The following is a 22486-nucleotide window of genomic DNA, read 5'->3' as shown; positions in this document are numbered from 1 at the left end:
TGTGCAGCCAACACGCCACTGTTCCCGTGAAGCGATGATGCAGGCAAGATGAAGGTCTGCAAGTCAGAACACAGGAAGCTGATCGTGACCGAAGCGTTTATTGTCGTTCAAACCGCCGAGCAAGCCGTGGATCGGCTTGCTGCCTTGCACGAGCGTGCAACCACAGCGCTGAATCAGGCGCTCAAGCGTTATCTCAAGGATCGCGTCGAGCCGGACGCTGAACAGCGTGCTCTATTTCGATATCCCGAGTTGCGTCTGACCTACCTTTGCCAGGGTGAAGTCCCACAGACCACTCGCGCCTATGCCAAGGTTCAACTGCCGGGAACCTACAGCGTCACCGTCACCCATCCCCGCGCTTTCCGCAAATACCTGCTGGAACAACTCGTCCCGTTGATGCATGACTTCACCGTGACCGTGGAAGTCGGCGTCAGTCAGCAGAACATTCCGTATCCGTACGTGGTCGAGCAGGGTGATGAACTGGCCGGCTCCGGCGTCACGGCGGCGGTGCTGGCGCGCGTGTTCCCGAGTACGGATTTGTCGGCCGCCACCGATGGCATCGCCGATGGCTTGTACGATTGGGAAAACACCGACCCGCTGCCACTGGCCCTGTTCGACGCTGCGCGGGTGGACTTCTCCCTGCGCCGGCTGGTGCATTACACCGGCAGCGACTGGCGCCATGTGCAGCCGTGGATTCTGCTGACCAACTACCACCGCTACGTCGACCAGTTCATCGTTCATGGCCTGGAGCAACTGCGCAACGATCCGCGTTTTGTGCGCATGGTGTTGCCGGGCAATGTGATCATCGAAAAAGGCATGGACCACGGCGAGGCGTCGGCGATTGCCGCGGGCGTGGTCTGGCATCGTTACCAGATGCCGGCCTATCACCTGATCGCCAGCGACGGCCATGGCGTGACCCTGGTGAACATTGGCGTCGGCCCGTCCAACGCCAAGAACATCACCGACCACCTGGCGGTGCTGCGTCCGCATTGCTGGCTGATGATCGGCCACTGTGGCGGCTTGCGTCAGTCGCAGACCATTGGTGACTACGTGCTGGCCCACGCTTACATGCGCCGCGACGGGATTCTCGACCGGGTTGTGCCGCCGAACATTCCGATTCCGGCCCTGGCCGAAGTGCAGATGGCGTTGCAGCAAGCGGCGGCCAACATCACCGGTGAGAAGGGCGACGAGCTGAAGAAGCGCCTGCGTACCGGCACCGTGTTGACCTACGACGACCGCAACTGGGAACTGCGCTGGGCGCAGGAACGTCCGCTGATCAACCTGTCCCGCGCCGTGGCGGTGGACATGGAAAGCGGCACCATTGCCGCGCAAGGTTACCGCTTGCGGGTGCCATACGGCACATTGCTCTGTGTGTCGGATAAACCGTTGCACAGCGAAATCAAACTGCCGGGTTCGGCCAACGCCTTCTATGAACGCGCGGTCAGCCAACACTTGAAGATCGGCATCGAAGCGGTGGATCTGTTGCGCACCGAGCTCAACTCGCTGCACTCGCGCAAACTGCGCAGCTTTGACGAGCCGCCGTTCCGCTAACGGTTTGTCGTGGTCATTTGGCGGTCAGGGCACTAGCATTAGCAGCCCTGACCGTTAGATGTTCCTTTGCTCATGTCTCGTCCTCAACGTCCCGACTCTCGCCGCCCTGGCGCGAATAAACCGCAATCAGCCCCGCGCCGTGTCGCCAAAGCGCCGCCGGCCGAGCCGAAGCTGATTCTGTTCAACAAACCGTTCGATGTGCTGACGCAATTCAGCGACGGCGAAGGGCGGGCGACGCTCAAGGATTTCATCGAGATTCCGGGAATCTACCCGGCAGGGCGGCTGGACCGTGACAGCGAAGGCTTGCTGTTGCTGACCAACGACGGCCAGCTTCAGGCGCGGATTGCCGACCCGAAACACAAACTGGCCAAGACCTACTGGGTGCAAGTGGAAGGCGAACCGAGCGCTGAGCAGTTGCAGCGTTTACGCGAGGGTGTCGAATTGAACGACGGCATGACCTTGCCAGCCGAAGCGCGACAACTGGATGAGCCGCAACTGTGGCCGCGCAACCCGCCGGTGCGCTTTCGTAAAAGCGTACCGACCAGTTGGGTGGAACTGGTGATTCGCGAAGGCCGCAACCGTCAGGTACGGCGCATGACCGCGGCGGTCGGCTTGCCGACGTTGCGTCTGGTACGGGTCAAAATCGGCGACTGGTCGATCGAAGGGCTCGATCAGGGCCAGTGGAAGGAAGTGCCGGCGCGCTTATAGAGTGCCGGATTCGATCATGCCGATGACCACGCTTTTGACCACGAATGCGGCCACGCCCAGCCCAAGTACGAAGAACAGAATGAACGAGCCGAAGCGCCCGGCCTTGGATTTTTTCGCCAGATCCCAGACGATGAAACCCATGAAAATGATCAGGATGCTGACCAGGCCAGTCATCATCCACTCTTCGAGTACTGCAGGATCCATTGAATATCTCCAGCGCGGGTGGGGCTAAAACGCGGGGGAGTATATGCCAAGGGGGATTGGTGAAGTATTGACCTGCGGCAGTGTGTCGCAGCTATTCGTCGCCTGTGCCGACGCCATCGCGGGCAAGCCCGCTCCCACAAGGCTTTGTGTCGAGCGCAATACTGTGACTGACGCATAACCTGTGGGAGCGGGCTTGCCCGCGATGGCGTCCTCAGCTGCGCAAATGAGTCAGTGGCAACTCGGTGCTGTTGAGCACCTGATTCAACACAAAACTCGACCGCACACTGGTCACCCCTTCAATACGGGTGAGATGCCCCAGCAGCAGTTTCTGATAGTGGTCCATGTCCGGCACTACCACTTTGAGCTGATAGTCCGCATCCATTCCCGTCACCAGGCTGCATTCCAGCACTTGCGGCAAGGTGCGAATGGCGGCTTCGAAGTTCTCGAAACGCTCGGGTGTATGGCGGTCCATGCCGATCAGCACATAGGCGGTCAGGCTCAGGCCGAGCATCTTGCGGTCCAGCAGGGCGACCTGGCGAGTGATGTAACCGTCGTCTTCCAGTTGCTTGACCCGCCGCGAGCAAGGCGAAGGCGACAGGCCGATGCGTTCGGCCAGCTCCTGATTGGAGATGCGCGCGTCGCGCTGTAATTCCGCCAAAATGCTCAGGTCGTATCGGTCGAGTTTGCTCATCAATCAGGCCTTTGTCATAACTATTGCGGAGGATTATCTATCCTGAGTTAAAAATTGCGCAAGTGATGTTTATTTGAGCAATCTTCGCAATCCTCTGTCGTCGCTCCGGGCCTATTCTTATCACCAGAATCACTGCTCGGACAAACAGTCCAGTGCGGCTCGCCCAATCAGGCCAGCTGCGGTCGCCACCCCCACCGGGGATGTGTTGGCCCCCGAGCTACACACTGTCCAGAAGACGGCGTGAGGTGAGCCGACGTCATAAGCGTCGAGCACGGACGAAGTTCTCAAAGGGAGGCCGACGGGTCTCCCTTTTTTATTGCCCGGAATTTATCGGCGCCCCTCAATAAATAAGTTGCGTGACTGATAACCTGTTGCAGAACCGGCCTGCGCTTTCCCAGTCTTATGTACAGGTCCTAACCCGCAGTGAGGAAAAGCATGAAGTCGCGCATCTGGCGTTTGGCCGGTGTTGGTTTGCTGTGTGTGAGTGTCACTGCGCAATCGCTTGCCGACGAGCCGCAAATCCGTGGGCCCGATGGCGGTCAACGGGGGCCGGATCATCAGGGCAATGACCAGGGCCATCGCGGTAACAACCCGCCCCGGCCGCAGAACAACGAAATCATTCGTGGCGATAACAGCCGCAAGTTCGAGCTGCACGACCAGAACCAGGGCAGCGAGCGTCAGAACCTTCCGTCGCACGATCCCAATGTTCAGGGCCGCCCGCCGCAACAACCCAGTAACAATCTGCCGATTCAGGGCCGGCCCGATACTGTGCGCCAGACCCAGGAACCCCGGCGTGGCTACTATCAGGACGAGCAGCCGCGCAACTATGACAACCAGCACTGGCAGACTGGCGGGCAGGGCTCACGTCACGATGATCGCCGCTGGCCCGGTCGCCCGGATGGGCGCGGCAATGGTTGGGGCCCCGGCCCGCAGTATCGTCCGGGGTACGTGATCGACCGCTTCCCCGAGCGCAACTACCGCGTACCGTATCGTGGCCAGGATTATTTCTATTCCGGTGGTTACTGGTATCGCCCGCAAGGCCCGCGTTACGTGGTGGTTCAGCCGCCTCGCGGAATTCGGGTCAGATACTTGCCCGATTACGCCCGTGAAGTATGGATCGGTGGTGCGCTGCTGTTCCTGGCGGCCGGCGCGTATTACGCCTACCAGGAGAGCACTCAGGATTACGTGGTGGTCGAACCGCCCGTGCAGCCGCAATCGGCCGGCAATGGCTACGACGTGGTGGCGTATCCGGCCAACGGCCAGTCGCCGGAGGAAGTCAGCCGGGATGGTTACGAATGCTATCGCTGGGCCGTGGATCAGAGTGGTTTCGATCCGCGGGCCGTCACCTATCAACCGGCTCCGTCGGTGGTGCAAGCCTACCGACAGGCCCAGGGCAACTGCCTGAGCAGCCGCGGTTATCAGGTGAGTTACTGAACCCTGGCGGCTTTCACCACTTCCTGCGGGTCGGCGTGCACCAGCACTTCGGCTCGCGGGTAGGCGGCGTGAATCGCATCGGCGGCTTGATCGCTGATGGCGTGGGCGACTGACAGGGTCAAATCCCCCGGCAATTCCAAATGCAACTGCACGAACCAATGGTTGCCGGAGATCCGTGTGCGCAGGTCGTGGGCACCCAGAACGCCCGGCACGCTGCAGGCCAGTTCGAGCATGTGGCGGCTGACATCCGGCGGCAGTTCTTCATCCATCAGCACTGCAAAACTTTCCCGGGCGATGTGAATGGCGCTCCAAAGGATGTAAGCGGCAATCCCCAAGCCGAACCAGGGGTCGACTTGATGCCAGCCAAACCCGGCCAGTACCAGGGCCACCAGAATGCTGCCGTTGAGCAGCAGGTCCGAGCGGTAATGCAAGGAGTCGGCGCGCACGGCGTTGGAGCCGGTTGCCTTGATCACCCGATGCTGCAATATCAGCAGGGCCACGGTTAGCGCGAGGGAGAACACAATCACCCCGATGCTGAGCCATGGCGCACTCACCGGCTCGGGATGTTTCAACCGTTCGATCGCCTGCAAGGTAATCAGCACCGCACTGCCGCCGATGAACAGTGCCTGAGCCATGCCTGCCAATGATTCGGCCTTGCCATGCCCATAACGATGATCATCATCGGCCGGGCGCAAGGCATAGTGCACAGCCAACAGGTTGAGCAGCGAAGTGATGCCGTCGAGGGCCGAGTCGGTCAGTCCGGCGAGCATGCTCACCGAGCCGCTCAGCCACCAGGCGATGGCTTTGGCGACGATCAGCGTGCACGCCACCGCCACCGAGGCGCGCGTCGCCAGCCGCAGCAGGCGGGCGTGTTCGGTACTGGTGGTCATAAGTGCGGCTTTTCCTTTTTAGTGCACCGATTACGCAGCGGGTTGCAGGCCGAACATGGCCAGTTGCTGGGTGCTGCCCTTGTGCTGGATCAGACGTGGATCGTCCAGCGGGAAGCTGCGGCCCAACTCAGTTTCGAGAATAGTCTGCAACTTGTGGTTATCGACCTTGCCGTCGGCGCCGATGGCTTCCTTGAGTTTTTCCGGAGCCACCTGGGCGGTTCGGCCGGGCTCGTAGTAAATGGCGCCAGTCGCAAAGTCCACGGCAAAGGCAATCAGGCCCGGAATGATATAAAACAGCAGGCCCACGGCATCCAGCGCGACGATGACCGGGTCGATCTTGCCATCGATCTGACCGCGACGATCGGGGTAGAAAATCGTGCCGCAGGCGGTCATTTGGGTCAGCAAGGTCGCGACCAGTACACCGCCAATCAAGCGAAAGGGAGCACGCATGTGAAATCTCCTGAGTTATCTGGAAACGAAGCGTCGTCTGTATGAATTAGGACCGCGACAAACGCCGAGCAGTTCGCCGTTATACTCGCCGCTCTGTTTGGGAGCCAGCATGATTTCTTTGCCGATTGATGAAGTTTTACCCGCCCTGCGTGAAGCCCTCGCTACACGCCACGAAGCCGTGCTCGAAGCACCGCCCGGCGCCGGTAAAACCACCCGCGTGCCCTTGGCCTTGCTCGATGAGCCGTGGCTGGCCGGGCAGACCATTCTGATGCTCGAACCGCGCCGCTTGGCCGCGCGGGCGGCGGCGGAGCGATTGGCCAGTGAACTGGGCGAGAAGGTCGGTGAAACCGTGGGCTACCGCATTCGTCTCGACAGCAAGGTCGGCCCCAACACCCGGATCGAAGTGGTCACCGAAGGCATCCTCACCCGGCGCTTGCAGGATGACCCGGCGCTGGAAGGCGTGGGTTTGCTGATCTTTGACGAATTCCACGAGCGCAGTCTCGACGCCGATCTGGCGTTGGCCCTGAGTCTCAATGGCCGCGAGCTGTTTCGCGACGACCAACCGCTGAAAATTCTGTTGATGTCGGCAACGCTGGAAGGTGAACGCCTGGCCGGGTTGCTGGATGATGCGCCGATTCTGCGCAGCGAAGGTCGCATGTACCCGGTGGCGATGCGCTGGGGGCGGCCGTTTCAGCCCGGTGAGTTCATTGAGCCAAGAGTGGTGCAGACCATCCTCGACGCGCTGAACGATGAGACCGGCAGCCTGCTGGTGTTCTTGCCGGGGCAGGCGGAGATTCGTCGGGTGCATCAACAATTGGTCGATGCGCTGGGCGAGGGCACGCCGGTGTTGCTTTGCCCGTTGCACGGCGAACTGGATCTGGCGGCGCAGCGTGCGGCGATCGATCCGGCGCCCGCAGGCAAACGCAAAGTGGTGTTGGCCACCAACATCGCCGAGACCAGCCTGACCATCAACGGTGTGCGCGTGGTGATCGATGCCGGGCTGGCGCGGGTGCCGCGTTTCGATCCGGGCAGCGGCATGGCCCGCCTCGATACTCAGCGTATTTCCAAAGCCAGCGCCACTCAGCGCGCGGGCCGGGCAGGGCGGTTGGAACCGGGCGTGTGTTATCGGTTGTGGTCGCAGGATCAGCACGAGCAACTGGCGGCTTACGCCAGTGCGGAAATCCTCTCGGCGGATCTTGCCGGACTGGCCTTGCAACTGGGGCGTTGGGGCGTGACGCCGAGTCAATTGGTTTGGCTGGATATCCCGCCCGCAGCGGCTTATGCACAGGCTCAGGATCTTCTTGAGCGTTTGGGCGCACTGGAGGGGGACGCGCTGACCCGTCATGGTCAGGCCATGGCCGAACTGCCGGCCCATCCGCGGATCGCTCATTTGCTGTTGCGTGGTCAGGCGCTCGGCTTGGCCGACATGGCCTGTGATGTGGCGGCACTGCTCGGTGAGCGGGATATCTTGCGTGGCGCTGGCGCGGATCTGCACAGTCGACTGGTGCTGCTGTCCGGCGAAGAACGAGCCGCTCGTGGTGCTCAGGGCGGCGTTCAACGGGCCCGGCAATTGGCGCGGCAGTACCGCGGTTATCTGCGAGGAAAGGCGTCGGAACCGGTCAGCGATCCCGAGCATCCGCGCTGGCTTGGCGCGTTGCTGGCGTTGGCTTATCCCGACCGGGTCGCCCAACAGCGGCGGGCCGGTGGCGCGGAGTATCGATTGGCCAACGGTCGCGCAGCGCTGTTCGCCGAAGCCGACAGTTTGATGAAACAACCGTGGCTGGTGATCGCCGATCTGGGCAGTCGCCAGGGCCAGCGTGAAGAGCGGATTTATCTGGCGGCTGATTTCGATCCGACGCTGTTCGATTCGGTGCTGGCCGAGCAAGTGCGCGTGGTCGATCAACTGGATTGGGGTGAGCGCGAAGGCGTGTTGCGGGCCGAGCGTCAGCGCAAGGTTGGCGAATTGATTCTTAGCCGTGAGCCGCTGACCGGGCTCGATGAAAGCGCTCGCAGTCAGGCACTGGTGAATCTGGTGCGGCGCAAAGGTCTGGAGCTATTGCCGTGGACCCCGGAACTCCGTCAGTGGCAGGCACGAGTTGCGTTATTGCGGCAGTTGGACCTTGGCAGCAAGGGTGAGAGTGAGTGGCCGGATGTCAGCGACACCGCTCTGCTCAAAAGTCTCGAACACTGGTTGATGCCGTATCTGGGCAAAGTCTCGCGGCTCAGTCACTTCGCCAATCTGGACCTGTCGAGCATCATCCATAACCTGTTGCCCTGGCCACTGCCGCAACGGCTGGACGAGCTGGCGCCACATCATTTGAGCGTGCCGTCAGGTTCATCGATTCGTCTGGATTACAGTGAACAGCCGCCAATTCTGGCGGTGCGTTTGCAAGAGTTGTTCGGCTTGGCCGAGACGCCGCGCATTGCTGGGGGCCGGCAAGTGGTGAAACTGCATTTGCTGTCTCCGGCGCGGCGACCGGTGCAGGTGACGCAGGACCTGGCGAACTTCTGGCGCAGTACGTATGCCGAGGTGAAGAAGGACTTGAAGGGGCGGTATCCGAAGCACTACTGGCCGGATGATCCGCTGGTGGCCGAGGCGACGGCGCGGATCAAACCGCGTAAAAGCTGAAGGTCAAAAGATCGCAGGCTGCGATCTTTCACTAACGCCGCAAATTTAAGGCGCGGCCGGCAACAGAAACCGCGCAATCACTGGCATGTGATCGGAAATGCGCAACGTATCGTCCTGCCTCACCCTCGCCTCAACCCGTTTGAGGTGCGGGCTGTAAAACAGGTAATCGACGGTCCGGTCCGGGCCGTTCAAGCCTGGGTCATTCGGGTAATGAGTCAGCCATTGCGCCCGGTCGATACCGCTGGCTTCGTTGTTGGTGGGGATCATCGGGTATCTGTCCCACAACACATGCAGTGCGCTGTCGGCGGAGTAGGGCGTGCGTTGTTCAGCGGGCAGGCGTCGATACTGGCCCAACGGCAACAGGTTGAAGTCGCCACCGATCAGCCACGGCGTGCCGCGGCTTTCATACTTGTCGAGGACCTTGGTCACGGCTGCCACCTGGCGTTGCAAGGTTTCGTCGAGCGGGGTGGTGGCACGTTCCAGGTGGGTGTTGAACACGGCCATTTGGCCGCCGTTGCTCAATGGCAGGTGAGTGACCAGCAAGGCGTTTTTCGGCTTGAACTGACGGCTGATGAAATTGGCCGATGCGACCGGTAATTGCAGGCGTTCGGCGTGTTCGATCTGGTAGCGGCTCAGGGTTGCCAATTGCCGGCCGACGCTGCCGAAGATGTGCGGTTCTGGCACGAAGTCGGCTTTCCAGTCGAAGGCCTGAGCGCTGCACGGATACAGGTCGGTGACTCGATCCTGAAGCAATTTGAACTGCTTCTGGTAGTCGCTGGCTTTGGCGCCGTCATCGAGTTCCTGCAACAGCACGATGTCCGGTTTCTCGTCGCGAATCACCCGTGCCACTTCGTCGAGGCTAAAGGCCATGTCTTCAGGTGTAGGGCGCTCGTCGTTTCCTGCGGCCAGGTCGTTCCAGAATACGTAGCGCTTGCCTGCCAGATACTGGACGTTCCAAGTCATCACCTTCAGCGCCTGGCCGGGCACCAGCGTCGGCGCCTGGGCGTTGCAACTGACCGGCAGCACTTCCTTGGCTTCGGGGCGCCAGGTCAGGCTGTAGAGCATCAATGCAATCAGGCCAATGGCAATCAGCACGCACAGCAGGGTGTAGCGCAGTAGACGGGTCATGGCTCGGCTTATAGCGTTACAAAATTGACCCCGAGCATAACCGAGAGCAGCGCCCAAGCCCAAGGGTAGAGCGCTTAGAGCGCCCCGTCGGCTTTCTCGGGCGCATCGGCGATCAGCATGAACAAACGGAACACCACCACGCTGGTGAACAGTTGCAGAAAGCTGTGGGCGCTGTCGATCAGCAGCGAGATCACCGGGTTCTGCGGGTCAGGGTAAACCGCCAGTGTCGCCCCCTTCAGCACCCACAGCGGGGCCATCACGCACAGAATGCACACCAGAATGCGCAGGAAATTCCCGCGGGTCAGGCGCAGGCTTTCCTTCATCGCCGCCAGCGGCGCCAGGCCGCGCAGCACTAGCAGGTATTCGCCGAACGCCAGCGTCACCATTAGCCAGATCCCCGGCAGGAAATACAGTGACAGGCCGATCAGGATCAGCAGGGTATTGAGGGCGGTCAGCAGGGCGAAACGCGGCCACAGGGTCGCGGAGGTCGCCAGCAAGTCGCGGGTGCGCGGCGATTCGCCACGGCTGCGGGCATCGAGAAACAGGATCAGTGCGGCGGTGTACAGCGGATACACCAGCAGGCCGACCAATACACTGATGCCGGGGAAACTGTCCGGCTCAGTGGAGTGATCGACCACTTGTTGCAGCAGCGCCTCGACAATCACCAGCGGCAGGCACAGCTGCACGATCTGGCGCAGGTTGCGCTTGAAGAAATACAGAGAGTCACGCAGTACGTCGAACGGATTCATCAGTCGGTATCGCAGGTTGAAAGCAGTGCCTCACTTTAACCGATGAAACCCTTTGGGGCGCAAACGTAAACGTTCGGTAAAGGTCATTGAAACATCCTGTATCAGCCCCATTACTGGTGAGCACCTTATCCACCGTGGATGAGGGCGACGATTTTCCCGGCAATCTATGAGGTCGCCATGAACAGCGAAGAACAAACCCTGATCGATGGACTGTTTTCCCGGCTGCAACAGGCCGAAACGGACTCAGCCCCGCGCGATGCCCAGGCCGAAGCGCGGATCAAGGAACACCTGACTCGCCAGCCAGCGGCGGGCTATTTCATGACCCAGGCGATTCTGGTGCAAGAGGCAGCCATCAAGAGCCTCGACGAACAGAACAAGCAACTCACCCAAAAAGTCCAGCAATTGCAGGCTGAACTGCAATCGGCCAAGGCCCAGACGGCGGCACCGGCGCCGAGCAGCGGTGGCTTTTTGTCGAGCATCTTCGGTGGTGGCTCCCGTGATCCGCAGCCTGCGCCGGCTCAAAGCGCAGCCCCGTCGAATGGGGGCTGGCGTGAACCGGGGCGGCCGTCGTTCAACTCGCAGCCGCCACAGCAAAACTTCGGTGCCGCACCGCAGCAGAACTATGCACCGCAACAACAAGCTCCGGCGGCCGGCAGCAGTTTCCTTGGTGGTGCGTTGAAAACGGCAGCGGGTGTGGCCGGTGGTGTGATGCTGGCGCAGGGCATCAGCAGCCTGTTTCAGCACAATCAGCAGCCGGAAGTGGTTGAAGTCATCAAGGAAGAACCGGCTCAGGTCAACGACCAGAGCGACAGCGGCAATGGCTGGGGCGACGATCAGCGTGTGGCTGACAATTCCAGCGATCAAGGCGGATTCGCCGACGCCGACTATAGCGAGGACAGCTCATCGTTCTTCGGTAGCGACGACGATTCCTTCATCTGATACACCATTCGTCTGGGGCGCGATGGCGCCCCGGGCCGATTATTCGCGGAACAATCCTTCGGGCTGGCATACTGGGCCACTTTTCGGGCCCTGGTGCCTGATCCTGTCCGTGCTTCGGCACGCCAAAGAGGATGTACGGTGAAAAAAATCGCAGTGTTCGCCGATGTCCAGAACCTCTATTACACCGTGCGTCAGGCCTATGGTTGCCACTTCAACTACGCCGCGCTGTGGGCTGACGTCAGTAAGGAAGGGCAGATCGTCGAGGCCTATGCCTATGCGATCGATCGTGGCGACAGCAAACAACAGCAGTTTCAGCAGATCCTGCGCAATCTCGGTTTCATCGTGAAGCTCAAGCCCTACATCCAGCGCAGCGACGGTTCGGCCAAAGGCGACTGGGACGTGGGCATCACCCTCGACATCATGGATGCCGCCGACCATGTCGACGAAGTGGTGCTGGCCTCCGGTGACGGCGATTTCGACATGCTGCTGGAACGCATCATCAGCAAGCACGGCGTGCAAGCGGTCGCCTATGGCGTGCCCGGTCTCACCGCCAATTCGCTGATCCGCGCCGCCAGCCGTTATGTGCCGATCGAAGGCGCGTTGCTGCTCAAGAATTGATTTTTACGGAGTTGAAACAGGTTTGGAACGCATAGCAGTCATCGACTTTGAAACCACCGGACTCTCCCCGAGCAGCAGCTGCCGGGCCACGGAAATTGCCGTGGTGATTCTTGAACAGGGGCGCATCGTCGAGCGTTACCAAAGCCTGATGAACGCTGGCGTGCGGGTGCCGGCCTTTATCGAGCAACTCACCGGCATCAGCAACGCCATGCTGCGCACCGCGCCCTCGGCCGAGCAGGTGATGAACGAGGTCAATGAGTTCGTTGGTATCACGCCGCTGTTGGCGCACAACGCTGCGTTCGACCAGAAGTTCTGGGACTACGAGCTCGGGCGAATCAAACGCACACGCTTGCAGAACTTTGCCTGCTCGCTGTTACTCGCCCGCCGCCTGATGCCCGCCGCGCCGGACCACAAACTCGGCACCCTCACCACTTTCGCCAGCCTGCCCAATACCGGCAAGGCTCACCGGGCCATGGCCGATGCCGAAATGGCGGCCAACCTGACGGCGCACCTGGCTGAAGAGTTGCGGCGCAAGCATGGGCTGCGGGAGTTGTCCCATGATCTGCTCGTCAGTTTGCAGAAAGTGCCGGCGGCGAAGATTAATGAGCATTTGAAGCGGCATCGTGGGTTCTGACTGAAACACCGCAAATCCCGGACCTCCTGCCTCCCCCCCCCGGCCTGTAGGAGCTGTCGAGTGAAACGAGGCTGCGATCTTTTGATCTTGATCTTAAAAGCCAAAAGATCGCAGCCTCGTTTCACTCGACAGCTCCTACAGAAGAGCTATTTGCCATTCCCTTCCAACTGCCCCAACGGCACGCGCTTTTCGATGGCGCTCGACAGCACGATCGAGGTCTTGCTGAATCCGAACGTGGCGATACGGTTGATCAACTCTTCCAGCTCCGGCATCGAACCCACGGCCGCTTGCATGATCACGCACGGGTCGCCGGTGACGCGATGGCATTCAGTGAGTTGTGGGATTTTGATCAGTTCGTCGTAGGTTTTCTGATTGCCGTGCTGGTTCAGGCGCAGTTCGATGACGCACTGGATCGGCAAGCCAAGCTTGGCCATGTCGACTTTCGCCTGGTAGCCGGTGATCACCCCGCAGGCCTCAAGTTTGGCCACGCGCTCGGCCACCGCCGGAGCGGACAGGTTCACCTTGCGCGCCAGTTCGGCGTAGGACGCACGACCGTTTTCCAACAGGGCGCTGAGGAGCATGCGGTCGTATTTGTCCATCATGGCATTCCTGAAAAAAGACTGACTTTCGAAAGCACGGTTTATAGCGCTGAACTCCGTGCTTTGAAAAGTGTACCGGCGCTATAAACAGGTTTTGTAACTTATTTTCCGCCGTTGGCCTTTCTAGAATAGCTGCTCTCTTTGTCTTGTTCTCGAGCTGCCCATGCCTGGCATACGCCGTTTTTCCTTACCGCTGATCGCTGCTTTTTTCGCGCTGTACGTGATTTGGGGGTCGACCTACCTGGTGATTCGAATCGGCGTGCAGTACTGGCCGCCGTTGTTGCTCGCCGGTATCCGCTTCGTGATCGCCGGTACGTTGATGTACGCGTTCCTGCGCTGGCGCGGGGCACCGGCACCGACGTGGGCGCAATGGAAAGCGGCGGGGATCATCGGGATTTTGCTGCTGACGTGCGGTAACGGAGCAGTGAGCGTGGCTGAACACACCGGTGTCGCTTCCGGCGTTGCCGCGTTGGCGGTGGCAACGGTGCCGCTGTTTACCTTGCTTTGCGGATATTTCTGGGGGGCGCGTAATACCCGTCTCGAATGGGCCGGGATTGTGCTCGGGCTGATCGGTATCGCCATGCTCAACCTTGGTTCCAATCTGCAATCGAGCCCGTTGGGTGCGGCGTTGCTGGTGTTCGCGGCCGCGTCCTGGGCTTTCGGTTCGGTGTGGAGCAAACACTTGCCGTTGCCACAGGGCGCGATGGCCAGTGCCGTGGAAATGCTGGTGGGCGGCGTGGTGTTGTTGATCGGCAGCGCGGTGAGTGGCGAGCATCTGGAGAGCATGCCACCGATCGAAGGCTGGGCGGCGCTGGCGTACTTGACGTTCTTCGGTTCGATCATTGCCTTCAACGCTTACATGTATCTGTTGAAACACGTGCGTCCGGCAGCGGCCACCAGTTATGCCTACGTCAACCCGGCGGTGGCGGTGTTGCTGGGGATCGTATTTGTCGGCGAGACCATTGGTATTGAAGAAGCGCTGGCCATGACAGTGATCATCAGCGCCGTGGTGTTGATCGGGTTGCCGCAGTGGCGCCGTGGTGCGGATCGGCCTGCCGTAGTGGTGCCGACAGAATCCCGAGCGAATTAGGGTAAACTGCGCGCCATTGCATCTTGTTTTGCACACTTGTATTGAACAACCCGCGCTGAATTTTCCTACGGTACTCCCATGACTTTCGCCACCCTTGGCCTGATCGAACCCTTGCTGCGCGCTCTCGAGACGCTCGGCTACCAGACCCCTACGCCGGTGCAGACACAAGCGATTCCGGCGGTACTGGCCGGTCGCGACCTGATGGCCGCAGCCCAGACCGGCACCGGCAAAACCGCCGGTTTCGCCTTGCCGCTGCTGCAGTTGCTGGCCATGGAAGGGCCGAAAGTCAGCGCCAACTCCGTGCGCGCATTGATCCTGGTGCCGACCCGCGAACTGGCCGAGCAGGTTCACGAAGCCGTGCGCCAGTACGCCGAGAACCTGCCGTTGAGCACGTATGCGGTGTACGGCGGTGTCAGCATCAACCCGCAAATGATGAAGCTGCGCAAAGGCGTCGACCTGTTGGTGGCGACTCCGGGCCGCTTGCTCGACCTGTTCCGCCAGAACGCGCTCAAGTTCAACCAGTTGCAAACCCTGGTGCTGGATGAAGCCGATCGCATGCTCGATCTGGGTTTTTCCGAAGAGCTGGGGAACATTTACAAAGCGCTACCGAAGAAACGTCAGACGCTGTTGTTCTCCGCGACCTTCTCCGACGCCATCCGCACGCTGGCCGGGCAAATGCTCAACGACCCGCTGAGCATCGAAGTCAGCCCGCGCAACGTCGCTGCCAACACCGTCAAGCAATGGGTGGTGACGGTGGACAAGAAGCGCAAGTCGGAGCTGTTCGTTCATTTGATGCGCAAGGGCAAGTGGAAGCAGGTGCTGGTGTTCGCCAAGACCCGTAACGGCGTAGACGCGTTGGTGGAAAAGCTCCAGGGCCTGGGCATCAATGCCGACGGCATCCACGGCGACAAACCTCAGGCAACCCGTCAGCGGGCGCTGGATCGTTTCAAGGCCAGCGAAGTGCAAATCCTTGTCGCCACCGACGTGGCAGCGCGTGGTCTGGATATCGAAGATTTGCCATTGGTGGTCAACTTCGACCTGCCGATCGTGGCGGAGGACTACATCCATCGCATCGGTCGCACCGGCCGTGCGGGCGCAACCGGGCAGGCTATTTCGCTGGTGTGTGCTGATGAAGTGAATCAGCTGTCAGCCATCGAGATGCTGACCCGTCAGACGTTGACTCGTCAGATGGAGCAGGATTTCGAGCCTGAACACCGCGTGCCGGATACCGATGCCAGCGGTCAGGTGATCAAGAAACCGAAAAAACCGAAGAAGCCCAAGACCTCCAGTGGCGGCAAGCGCAACCTGGGTAAATGGGTCGAGAGCGGTGATGCTTCGGCGCCGGAGCCTTCGATCAAGCCTGTGCGTAAAGTGCCGGTGTTCAATACCGGGCCGCGTAAGCGTAAGCCTTGATCCTCTGAAGATCGTTCCCACGCTCTGCGTGGGAATGCCTCAATGGACGCTCTGCGTCCGCTTCGGTAGGGACGCGGAGCGTCCCGGGCTGCATTCCCACGCAGAGCGTGGGAACGATCAGGGCCGGCGCGCCGCGGTCTTCAGCCCTTGCGCTGCAACCACTCCACCATCCCCAACCCAGCCGCACGCCCACTGGCGAAGCACGCGGTCAGCAGATAGCCGCCGGTCGGCGCTTCCCAATCGAGCATTTCACCCGCACAGAACACGCCGGGCAGTTGCTTGAGCATCAAACGTTCATCCACCGACTCGAACATCACGCCCCCCGCGCTGCTGATGGCCTCGTCCAATGGCCGGGTTTTCACCAGCGTCAGCGGCAATGCCTTGATCGCCTTGGCCAGCAATGCCGGATCGGCAAAACAGTCGGCCGGTGTCAGCTCCCGCAACAACGCCGCTTTCACGCCATCAAGGCCAAGCTGACTGTGCAGGTGTTTGGACATGGAGCGTGAACCGCGCGGTTTGCTCAGCGCAGACTGGATTTTATCCACAGGCTTGCCTGGCAACAGGTCGAGGTGAACGGTTGCCGAGCCATGTTGATTGATCGCTTCGCGGATCGGTGCCGACAGGGCGTAGATCAAACTGCCTTCAATCCCCGTGGCAGTGATCACACATTCCCCGAGTCGTGGCACGTCGTCATTGAGGCCAATGGCGATGTTTTTCAGCGGGCTGCCGGCGAATTTGCTGACCATCAATTCGCTCCAGGCCTGCACTTCGAAGCCGCAATTGCTCGGTTGCAACGGTGCCAGTCCTACACCGCGCTGTTCCAGCGGCAGCATCCAGGCACCGTCCGAACCGAGGCGCGACCAGCTGCCGCCACCGAGGGCCAACAGGGTCGCGTCGGGTTGAACGGTTTTTTCGCCTTCGGGGCTGTCGATGCGCAAGTCACCGTTGTCATCCCAGCCGAGCCAGCGATGGCGGGTGTGGATAACGACGCCGGCTTCGCGCAGGCGTTTGAGCCAGGCGCGCAACAGGGGCGCGGCTTTCATGTCGGTAGGAAACACCCGGCCGGAGCTACCGACAAAGGTTTCGATACCCAGGTCATGAATCCATTGGCACAACGCTTCAGCACCGAAGGACCGTAACAGCGGCGCAATCTGCGGTACCCGTTCGGCATAGCGTGAGAGAAACGCCGGGTAGGCCTCGGAGTGGGTGATGTTCATGCCGCCAACCCCGGCGAGGAGGAATTTTCGCCCCACTGAAGGCATGCCGTCGTACAGGTCGACTTTGATCCCGGCCTGACTCAGCACTTCAGCCGCCATCAAACCGGCGGGGCCGCCGCCGATGATGGCGACGTGAGGGGGGAGGGAAGTGGAGGGCTGGGTCATGGCGAGAGCTGCGGCGTGGCGGAATAGGGGGCGCATTCTACCAGCCCTGCTCCTTGTGGGAGGATTCGAGGGCTGGTTAAAAAACAACCACCGCTCTGTAGCCTACACCCCGCATGGCCTGCAGACCCTTTCACTCAGGTTATCCACAGGCGGTTCCACAGGCATTGTGGGTAAAGACCCATAGATCAATGACAACCTGATGACTGCCAGACCCGTTGGGCGCTGTGATGGAGGATGCCATGGCGGCGGGCCAGGGCTTTGCGGTCCTTGCTGTAGCCGCCGCCGATCACGCCAACCACCGGAATATCCCGGCCCAGGCAGTGACGCATCACGCTTTCATCGCGAGCGGCGACGCCTTCGTCTGTCAGCTTCAGATAACCCAGGGCGTCATCCTTATGCACATCGACACCGGCGTCGTACAGCACCAGGTCCGGTTGGTAGAGCGGCAGCAAATAGTTGAGTGCGTCGTCCACCACCTTCAGGTAATCGGCATCGCCCATGCCCATTGGCAACGGAATATCCCAATCGCTTTCGGCTTTGCGTGCAGGAAAATTCTTTTCGCAGTGCAGGGAAACGGTCACTGCCTCCGGAGTGTTGTGCAGAATCCGTGCAGTCCCGTCACCCTGATGCACATCGCAGTCGAAGATCAGCACCCGATTTACTCGGCCACTTTCCAGCAGGTAATGGCTGATCACCGCCAGGTCGTTGAAGATGCAGAACCCGGCGGGATGATCGTAATGCGCGTGGTGCGTGCCGCCGGCGAGGTGACAAGCCAAGCCATGCTCCAGCGCCTGTTCGGCCGCCAACAGCGAACCGCCGACCGCTCGCACCGTGCGCCGGGCCAGCGCTTCGCTCCAGGGCAGGCCGAGGCGTCGCTGGTCTTCGCGGGACAATTCGCCGCCCATGTAGCGTTCGATATACGCAGGGTCATGGGCGAGGGCGAGAATCTCTGGCGGGCAGAGGTCCGGGCGCAGCAGGTCGGTGTCGCGGGCCAGGCCACTGTCCACCAAGTGATCGCGCAGCAGGCGAAACTTGTCCATGGGGAAGCGGTGATCCGCCGGGAACTCGGGACTGTAGTCTTCGTGGTAGATCAATGGCAGGGGCATGGCTGATTTATACAGGAAGGCATGTAGGAATGAGTGAAGGATCCTACCAGCGATGTAGACTTGCGGGATGGGAAAGGGGGACGAGATGGAGCCGATACTGGAACTCGAAAGCGCACGACTGTTGTTGCGGCAGTGGCGTGATGAGGATTTACCGGCGTTTGCGGCGATGTGCGCCGATCCACAGGTGATGCGTTATTTTCCGGCGCCCTTGAGTCGGCTGGAAAGTGCCTCGCTGATCGGGCGGGTTCGCGGGCACTTTGCCGAGCACGGTTTTGGCCTCTGGGCGCTGGAGCGCAAGGACACCGGCGCGTTCATCGGGTTTACCGGGCTGGGTGTAGTCGGCTTCGACGCGCCCTTCACCCCGGCCGTTGAAATCGGCTGGCGCCTGGCGCGTGAGCACTGGGGGCTGGGTTATGCCAGCGAGGCGGCGTGGACCGCTCTGCGCTGCGGGTTCGACCGATTGGCGCTGCAAGAGGTCGTCGCATTCACCACCAGGACCAATCTGCCATCCGAGAAAGTCATGCAAGCGATCGGCATGCACCATGCCCCCGCCGATGACTTCGAGCACCCGCGGCTTGCAGCCGATCATCCGCTGCGCCCGCATGTGTTGTACCGCATCACCCGTGAGCAATGGCTGCAAACCTTGCATGGATAAGCAGGCGCGGACGTTTACAATGACCCTCATGTTGAACCGGGCCATAAACTGAATCGACCGCCGCAGCCAAGACTGCGCGGCATTGCGTTGTGTGAGGAGAGTCTGAATGAGCCAAGTGTTGGAAGATCTGGTAGACCTGCTGACCCTGGAACCGATTGAAGAAAACCTGTTCCGTGGCCGCAGCCAGGACCTGGGGTTTCGTCAGTTGTTCGGCGGCCAGGTACTCGGCCAGTCCCTGTCGGCGGCCAGTCAGACAGTTGAGCCGGCGCGCCATGTGCATTCGATGCACGGTTATTTCCTGCGCCCGGGCGATGCCAAATTGCCGGTGGTGTATCAGGTCGATCGGGTGCGTGATGGCGGCAGTTTCAGCACGCGCCGGGTGACGGCGATCCAGAAGGGCAATCCGATTTTCACCTGCAGCGCCTCGTTCCAGTACGACGAAGAAGGCTTCCAGCACCAGACGCAGATGCCGCAAGTGGTCGGCCCGGAAAACTTGCCGTCGGAGCTGGAGCTCACCCAGCAGCGCGCGCACCTGATCCCTGAGCACATGCGCGAAAAATTGCTGTGCCCGAAACCGATCGAAGTTCGGCCGGTGACCGAAAAAGACCCCTACAACCCGCAGCCTGCCGATCCCATCAAATACGTATGGTTCCGCGCCGACGGTGCCTTGGCTGACACCCCGGCATTGCACAAATACCTGCTGGCCTACGCGTCGGACTTCGGTCTGCTGACCACCTCGATGCTGCCCCATGGCAAATCGGTCTGGCAGAAAGACATGCAGGTCGCCAGCCTTGATCACGCCTTGTGGTTCCACGCCGACCTGCGCGCCGATGACTGGTTGCTGTATGCCATGGACAGCCCGTGGGCCGGCAACTCGCGCGGATTCTCCCGCGGCAGCGTATTCAACCGTGCCGGACAATTGGTGGCCTCGGTCACCCAGGAAGGCCTGATTCGTCATCGCAAGGATTGGGCATGAGCCTGGCCGAGGTGCGGCACTGGGTGTTCGACATGGACGGCACCCTGACGGTGGCCGTGCATGACTTCGCAGCGATTCGCGTGGCGTTGGCGATTCCCGCCGAAGACGACATCCTCACCCACCTCGCGGCGCTGCCGGCCGATGAAGCCGCGGCCAAACACGCATGGCTGCTGGAGCACGAGCGGGATCTGGCGTTGGGTTCGAAACCGGCGCCGGGTGCGGTGGAGCTCGTGCGTGAATTGGCCGGGCGCGGTTATCGTCTGGGCATTCTCACGCGCAATGCTCGTGAGCTGGCCCATGTCACGCTGGAGGCGATTGGCCTGGCCGACTGCTTCGCGGTGGAGGATGTACTGGGCCGGGATGAAGCACCGCCCAAGCCGCATCCTGGTGGTTTACTGAAATTGGCCGAAGCCTGGAAGGTTCCTGCGAGCGAAATGGTGATGGTTGGTGATTACCGCTTCGATCTGGATTGCGGGCGGGCGGCGGGGACGCGGACGGTGCTGGTGAATCTGCCGGATAATCCGTGGCCGGAATTGGCCGATTGGCATGCGCGCGATTGCGTGGAGTTGCGACAGCTGCTTTCGGCTTGAGAGATGGGGCGTCTGATCAGACGCCACAAGACTCACTGACCAAACAACGCCTTCTGCCCCTCGGGCGAGGTAAACATCCCGTCTTCATTGTGCCCGACCCCAGGCACTTCAATGAGCTGCTGGCTCAACCCTTGAGGATGGCGTCGCTTCAGATAATTGAAATAGTTGCGCCCGCGAATCAATCGAGAAGCCCCCTGGGCTTTAGCCTCACAACTTTTATCCAGCGCCGGATGATTCGGGTCGGTGTCCTGCTGGCCGAGTAAATAAACGATGTCACGTTTGACATAGTTCTCTTCGAGTTGCGCAGGTGTTTGCCCATCGGCATAAGCGGGCAGGCCCGCCAGTCCATACTTCCAGCGATTGAAATTCGGGCATCCCGCATGACTGAACGCTACTGGCCGTTGCTCATTGAAGTAGGCGTACGACGAAGGGTTGGCGATCACATAGCGCACTTTTATGCCCTCCGTATCGAGGGCTGGCTGAGGGTGACCCAGCAAGGCATAACGCTGAACCACCTGAGCGCCGCCGGAGTGACCGGCGATGACGATTTGCTTCACGTCCGGAAACTGTCGCCGATCACCCAGTCGAGCGATGATTTCGTCGAGGGCCGCATAGGAGCTCATCGTAAACGGCGCGATGGATAAGCCGCCGGCCATCCAGTCATTGCCTTGCCAGCGTAAAACGCTGTCAGACACCGGATGGCTCGCAATGTCGGTTTCGTTGAGAAACTGCGGGGCGAGCACCAACGTGTTCGCACTTTGCCCGGCCTGCTCGGCTGCGCGCTCGGCGCTTTGGCGGTAGGTTTCAGCATTGCGTAATCGACCATGGACGATGATCAGCACGCGTTCGATTTTCGCCGGTGTCGGGCCGATGCTCACCGCGATTTCACCGGCGCTCAGCAGCAAGCGCCCGGAACTGATTGCCTTGACGCCCTGCTCGGCAGCCTGGGTGCTTGCGCAGGTGATTAACAGAGCCAGCAGCCATTTACGCATCACAGATTCTTCGCGGCAAAGGTGTCGCACTGGCCAACCTGGCCCTGTGCGAATCCGGCCTTGAACCAGCGCACTCGCTGGGCCGAAGTGCCATGGGTGAAGGAGTCCGGCACCACGCGGCCCTGACCTTGCTGTTGCAAGCGGTCGTCGCCGATGGCGTTGGCGGCGTTCAAGGCTTCTTCGATGTCACCGGGTTCCAGCCAGTTCAGACGTTTCTGCGCATGGTTGGCCCAGACACCGGCCAGGCAATCGGCTTGCAGTTCCTGGCGCACCAGCAAACCATTGTCGCCTTCCATCTGCCGGCCCTGTTGGCGAGCGGTCTGAATCTTCGCTGAAACGCCGAGCAAGGTCTGCACGTGGTGTCCGACTTCGTGAGCGATCACGTAGGCCTGGGCGAAGTCGCCCGCGGCGGAAAAGCGTTGGGACATCTCCTGAAAGAAACTCGTATCGAGGTAGACCTTCTGGTCCGCCGGGCAATAGAAGGGACCGGTTGCTGAAGTCGCCAGGCCGCAGGCCGAGTTGACGCGGTTGTTGAACAGCACCAGGGTCGGGTCTTTATATTGCCGATCAGCCTGCTGGAAAATCTGGCGCCAAGTGTCTTCGGTATCGCCGAGGATCGAGCGCACGAATTCGGCTCCCTCATCATTGGCCGGGGGCGCCTTGCGGGTTTGGGTGGTGTCCGGTGCCGATTGCTCGCTCATTTGCCCGGTCAGTTGGCCGAGGATCTGCATCGGGTCCTGGCCGGTGATCCAGCCAATCCCGACGATCAACAGGATCGCCGTCAGGCTCAGGCCCTTGCCTCCACCGAAACGCATCCCACCGCCCCCACCACCGACATCATCGCCACGGGCATCGACCACGTTGTCGCTACGTCGGCCTTTTTTCCAAAGCATGGGGGATCCTCTTTTTTACCTGATGAAGGCGCATGGTGATGAGTGTTGCCGGTGAGTAGGTATGGCGCCAGTCCGGTCGTCTGACAGCCCTTGGCGACAGGGGTTCTCCTAAGTGGCGACATTAGCGGTTTCATGGACGGACGGGTACTGCAGATCGGTCAAGGCAGT

The 22486-nt window shown here is 60.8% G+C and carries 23 protein-coding genes; 12 read left to right on the top strand and 11 right to left on the bottom strand.

What is annotated here, in order from left to right; translation table 11 throughout:
• Positions 1–48 precede the first annotated feature (48 nt).
• Positions 49–1548, top strand: coding sequence for an AMP nucleosidase (amn, locus tag PSH97_RS24385; RefSeq protein ID WP_161794734.1), 1500 nt, complete (start codon positions 49–51; stop codon positions 1546–1548).
• Positions 1549–1620: 72 nt separating this feature from the next.
• A complete protein-coding gene (locus PSH97_RS24380; protein ID WP_305447010.1) occupies positions 1621–2256 on the top strand; it encodes a pseudouridine synthase in 636 nt (211 codons plus the stop codon).
• Here the strand turns inward: PSH97_RS24380 and PSH97_RS24375 are convergent.
• Positions 2251–2460, bottom strand: a complete 210-nt coding sequence (locus tag PSH97_RS24375; RefSeq protein WP_038981401.1) for a DUF2788 domain-containing protein — start codon at positions 2458–2460, stop codon at positions 2251–2253. The two genes, PSH97_RS24380 and PSH97_RS24375, sit on opposite strands and share 6 nt — an antisense overlap.
• 211 nt (positions 2461–2671) lie before the next feature.
• Positions 2672–3151 carry an Lrp/AsnC family transcriptional regulator gene (locus tag PSH97_RS24370; protein WP_007894448.1) on the bottom strand — a complete coding sequence of 160 codons (480 nt, stop codon included), beginning with the start codon at positions 3149–3151 and terminating at the stop codon, positions 2672–2674.
• A 435-nt stretch (positions 3152–3586) separates the two neighbouring features.
• Between PSH97_RS24370 and PSH97_RS24365 the strand changes: the two genes are divergently transcribed.
• Entirely contained in the window at positions 3587–4585 is a 999-nt protein-coding gene (locus PSH97_RS24365) for a DUF6515 family protein (protein WP_305447009.1), read from the top strand.
• Here the strand turns inward: PSH97_RS24365 and PSH97_RS24360 are convergent.
• Together PSH97_RS24360 and PSH97_RS24355 are read right to left on the bottom strand one after the other, a co-directional pair.
• Positions 4579–5475 (bottom strand): cation diffusion facilitator family transporter, encoded by an 897-nt coding sequence (locus PSH97_RS24360; RefSeq protein ID WP_305447008.1) that lies wholly within the window; start codon positions 5473–5475, stop codon positions 4579–4581. The two genes, PSH97_RS24365 and PSH97_RS24360, sit on opposite strands and share 7 nt — an antisense overlap.
• Positions 5476–5505: 30 nt before the next feature.
• Positions 5506–5925: a polyribonucleotide nucleotidyltransferase gene (locus PSH97_RS24355; protein ID WP_237883098.1), complete on the bottom strand. Its 420-nt coding sequence runs from the start codon at positions 5923–5925 to the stop codon at positions 5506–5508.
• Between the two features lie 109 nt (positions 5926–6034).
• Here PSH97_RS24355 and hrpB point away from each other — a divergent pair, with 109 nt between their 5' ends.
• Positions 6035–8554, top strand: a complete 2520-nt coding sequence (gene hrpB, locus PSH97_RS24350) for an ATP-dependent helicase HrpB (RefSeq protein ID WP_305447007.1) — start codon at positions 6035–6037, stop codon at positions 8552–8554.
• A 45-nt stretch (positions 8555–8599) separates the two neighbouring features.
• On the opposite strand, the gene PSH97_RS24345 is transcribed toward hrpB, so the two are convergent.
• Both PSH97_RS24345 and PSH97_RS24340 read right to left on the bottom strand, forming a co-directional pair.
• Entirely contained in the window at positions 8600–9682 is a 1083-nt protein-coding gene (locus tag PSH97_RS24345) for an endonuclease/exonuclease/phosphatase family protein (RefSeq protein WP_305447006.1), read from the bottom strand.
• Positions 9683–9756: 74 nt separating this feature from the next.
• Positions 9757–10431 carry a YciC family protein gene (locus PSH97_RS24340; protein ID WP_305447005.1) on the bottom strand — a complete coding sequence of 225 codons (675 nt, stop codon included), beginning with the start codon at positions 10429–10431 and terminating at the stop codon, positions 9757–9759.
• Between the two features lie 177 nt (positions 10432–10608).
• Between PSH97_RS24340 and PSH97_RS24335 the strand changes: the two genes are divergently transcribed.
• From PSH97_RS24335 to PSH97_RS24325, 3 genes are all read left to right on the top strand, one after another.
• On the top strand, positions 10609–11370 hold the full coding sequence (locus PSH97_RS24335; RefSeq protein WP_305447004.1) for a DUF2076 domain-containing protein: 762 nt from the start codon (positions 10609–10611) through the stop codon (positions 11368–11370).
• Between the two features lie 138 nt (positions 11371–11508).
• Positions 11509–11988, top strand: a complete 480-nt coding sequence (locus PSH97_RS24330; RefSeq protein WP_030129509.1) for a LabA-like NYN domain-containing protein — start codon at positions 11509–11511, stop codon at positions 11986–11988.
• Between the two features lie 22 nt (positions 11989–12010).
• Positions 12011–12622, top strand: coding sequence for a 3'-5' exonuclease (locus PSH97_RS24325; RefSeq protein ID WP_038981417.1), 612 nt, complete (start codon positions 12011–12013; stop codon positions 12620–12622).
• Between the two features lie 146 nt (positions 12623–12768).
• On the opposite strand, the gene PSH97_RS24320 is transcribed toward PSH97_RS24325, so the two are convergent.
• Positions 12769–13221 (bottom strand): Lrp/AsnC family transcriptional regulator, encoded by a 453-nt coding sequence (locus tag PSH97_RS24320; protein WP_123359120.1) that lies wholly within the window; start codon positions 13219–13221, stop codon positions 12769–12771.
• Positions 13222–13384: 163 nt separating this feature from the next.
• Between PSH97_RS24320 and yedA the strand changes: the two genes are divergently transcribed.
• Together yedA and PSH97_RS24310 are read left to right on the top strand one after the other, a co-directional pair.
• Positions 13385–14311: a drug/metabolite exporter YedA gene (gene yedA / locus PSH97_RS24315; RefSeq protein WP_305447003.1), complete on the top strand. Its 927-nt coding sequence runs from the start codon at positions 13385–13387 to the stop codon at positions 14309–14311.
• Positions 14312–14389: 78 nt separating this feature from the next.
• Positions 14390–15724: a DEAD/DEAH box helicase gene (locus tag PSH97_RS24310; RefSeq protein WP_305447002.1), complete on the top strand. Its 1335-nt coding sequence runs from the start codon at positions 14390–14392 to the stop codon at positions 15722–15724.
• Positions 15725–15864: 140 nt separating this feature from the next.
• Here the strand turns inward: PSH97_RS24310 and PSH97_RS24305 are convergent, their stop codons facing one another.
• Both PSH97_RS24305 and PSH97_RS24300 read right to left on the bottom strand, forming a co-directional pair.
• Positions 15865–17106, bottom strand: a complete 1242-nt coding sequence (locus tag PSH97_RS24305) for a TIGR03862 family flavoprotein (protein WP_305449864.1) — start codon at positions 17104–17106, stop codon at positions 15865–15867.
• Between the two features lie 185 nt (positions 17107–17291).
• Complete coding sequence (locus PSH97_RS24300) at positions 17292–18212, bottom strand: histone deacetylase family protein (RefSeq protein ID WP_305447001.1); 921 nt, start codon at positions 18210–18212, stop codon at positions 17292–17294.
• 85 nt (positions 18213–18297) lie between these two features.
• Here PSH97_RS24300 and PSH97_RS24295 point away from each other — a divergent pair, with 85 nt between their 5' ends.
• The 3 genes from PSH97_RS24295 to PSH97_RS24285 all read left to right on the top strand — a co-directional run bounded on the left by PSH97_RS24295 (position 18298) and on the right by PSH97_RS24285 (position 20433).
• Positions 18298–18867 carry a GNAT family N-acetyltransferase gene (locus PSH97_RS24295; RefSeq protein WP_305447000.1) on the top strand — a complete coding sequence of 190 codons (570 nt, stop codon included), beginning with the start codon at positions 18298–18300 and terminating at the stop codon, positions 18865–18867.
• 106 nt (positions 18868–18973) lie between these two features.
• Entirely contained in the window at positions 18974–19843 is an 870-nt protein-coding gene (tesB, locus tag PSH97_RS24290; RefSeq protein ID WP_305446999.1) for an acyl-CoA thioesterase II, read from the top strand.
• On the top strand, positions 19840–20433 hold the full coding sequence (locus tag PSH97_RS24285; protein ID WP_305446998.1) for an HAD family hydrolase: 594 nt from the start codon (positions 19840–19842) through the stop codon (positions 20431–20433). The genes tesB and PSH97_RS24285 overlap by 4 nt, the downstream gene beginning before the upstream one ends.
• 32 nt (positions 20434–20465) lie before the next feature.
• Here PSH97_RS24285 and PSH97_RS24280 read toward each other — a convergent pair whose 3' ends face one another.
• Both PSH97_RS24280 and ypfJ read right to left on the bottom strand, forming a co-directional pair.
• Positions 20466–21425 (bottom strand): alpha/beta fold hydrolase, encoded by a 960-nt coding sequence (locus PSH97_RS24280; protein WP_305446997.1) that lies wholly within the window; start codon positions 21423–21425, stop codon positions 20466–20468.
• A complete protein-coding gene (gene ypfJ / locus PSH97_RS24275) occupies positions 21425–22318 on the bottom strand; it encodes a KPN_02809 family neutral zinc metallopeptidase (RefSeq protein WP_305446996.1) in 894 nt (297 codons plus the stop codon). The genes PSH97_RS24280 and ypfJ overlap by 1 nt, the downstream gene beginning before the upstream one ends.
• Between the last annotated feature and the right edge of the window lie 168 nt (positions 22319–22486).

Source organism: Pseudomonas cucumis, assembly GCF_030687935.1.
GTDB lineage: Bacteria > Pseudomonadota > Gammaproteobacteria > Pseudomonadales > Pseudomonadaceae > Aquipseudomonas > Aquipseudomonas cucumis.
The sequence above is the reverse complement of the archived record's forward strand: the minus strand, read 5'-3'. Positions and strand labels throughout refer to the sequence as shown.

What these genes read in the sequence shown, in the direction of transcription:
- amn (WP_161794734.1), top strand. Translation starts at nt 49, where the DNA reads ATGAAGGTCTGCAAGTCAGAACACAGGAAGCTGATCGTGACCGAAGCG.
- PSH97_RS24380 (WP_305447010.1), top strand. Translation starts at nt 1,621, where the DNA reads ATGTCTCGTCCTCAACGTCCCGACTCTCGCCGCCCTGGCGCGAATAAA.
- PSH97_RS24375 (WP_038981401.1), bottom strand. Translation starts at nt 2,460, where the DNA reads ATGGATCCTGCAGTACTCGAAGAGTGGATGATGACTGGCCTGGTCAGC.
- PSH97_RS24370 (WP_007894448.1), bottom strand. Translation starts at nt 3,151, where the DNA reads ATGAGCAAACTCGACCGATACGACCTGAGCATTTTGGCGGAATTACAG.
- PSH97_RS24365 (WP_305447009.1), top strand. Translation starts at nt 3,587, where the DNA reads ATGAAGTCGCGCATCTGGCGTTTGGCCGGTGTTGGTTTGCTGTGTGTG.
- PSH97_RS24360 (WP_305447008.1), bottom strand. Translation starts at nt 5,475, where the DNA reads ATGACCACCAGTACCGAACACGCCCGCCTGCTGCGGCTGGCGACGCGC.
- PSH97_RS24355 (WP_237883098.1), bottom strand. Translation starts at nt 5,925, where the DNA reads ATGCGTGCTCCCTTTCGCTTGATTGGCGGTGTACTGGTCGCGACCTTG.
- hrpB (WP_305447007.1), top strand. Translation starts at nt 6,035, where the DNA reads ATGATTTCTTTGCCGATTGATGAAGTTTTACCCGCCCTGCGTGAAGCC.
- PSH97_RS24345 (WP_305447006.1), bottom strand. Translation starts at nt 9,682, where the DNA reads ATGACCCGTCTACTGCGCTACACCCTGCTGTGCGTGCTGATTGCCATT.
- PSH97_RS24340 (WP_305447005.1), bottom strand. Translation starts at nt 10,431, where the DNA reads ATGAATCCGTTCGACGTACTGCGTGACTCTCTGTATTTCTTCAAGCGC.
- PSH97_RS24335 (WP_305447004.1), top strand. Translation starts at nt 10,609, where the DNA reads ATGAACAGCGAAGAACAAACCCTGATCGATGGACTGTTTTCCCGGCTG.
- PSH97_RS24320 (WP_123359120.1), bottom strand. Translation starts at nt 13,221, where the DNA reads ATGGACAAATACGACCGCATGCTCCTCAGCGCCCTGTTGGAAAACGGT.
- yedA (WP_305447003.1), top strand. Translation starts at nt 13,385, where the DNA reads ATGCCTGGCATACGCCGTTTTTCCTTACCGCTGATCGCTGCTTTTTTC.
- PSH97_RS24310 (WP_305447002.1), top strand. Translation starts at nt 14,390, where the DNA reads ATGACTTTCGCCACCCTTGGCCTGATCGAACCCTTGCTGCGCGCTCTC.
- PSH97_RS24305 (WP_305449864.1), bottom strand. Translation starts at nt 17,106, where the DNA reads ATGACCCAGCCCTCCACTTCCCTCCCCCCTCACGTCGCCATCATCGGC.
- PSH97_RS24300 (WP_305447001.1), bottom strand. Translation starts at nt 18,212, where the DNA reads ATGCCCCTGCCATTGATCTACCACGAAGACTACAGTCCCGAGTTCCCG.
- PSH97_RS24295 (WP_305447000.1), top strand. Translation starts at nt 18,298, where the DNA reads ATGGAGCCGATACTGGAACTCGAAAGCGCACGACTGTTGTTGCGGCAG.
- tesB (WP_305446999.1), top strand. Translation starts at nt 18,974, where the DNA reads ATGAGCCAAGTGTTGGAAGATCTGGTAGACCTGCTGACCCTGGAACCG.
- PSH97_RS24285 (WP_305446998.1), top strand. Translation starts at nt 19,840, where the DNA reads ATGAGCCTGGCCGAGGTGCGGCACTGGGTGTTCGACATGGACGGCACC.
- PSH97_RS24280 (WP_305446997.1), bottom strand. Translation starts at nt 21,425, where the DNA reads ATGCGTAAATGGCTGCTGGCTCTGTTAATCACCTGCGCAAGCACCCAG.
- ypfJ (WP_305446996.1), bottom strand. Translation starts at nt 22,318, where the DNA reads ATGCTTTGGAAAAAAGGCCGACGTAGCGACAACGTGGTCGATGCCCGT.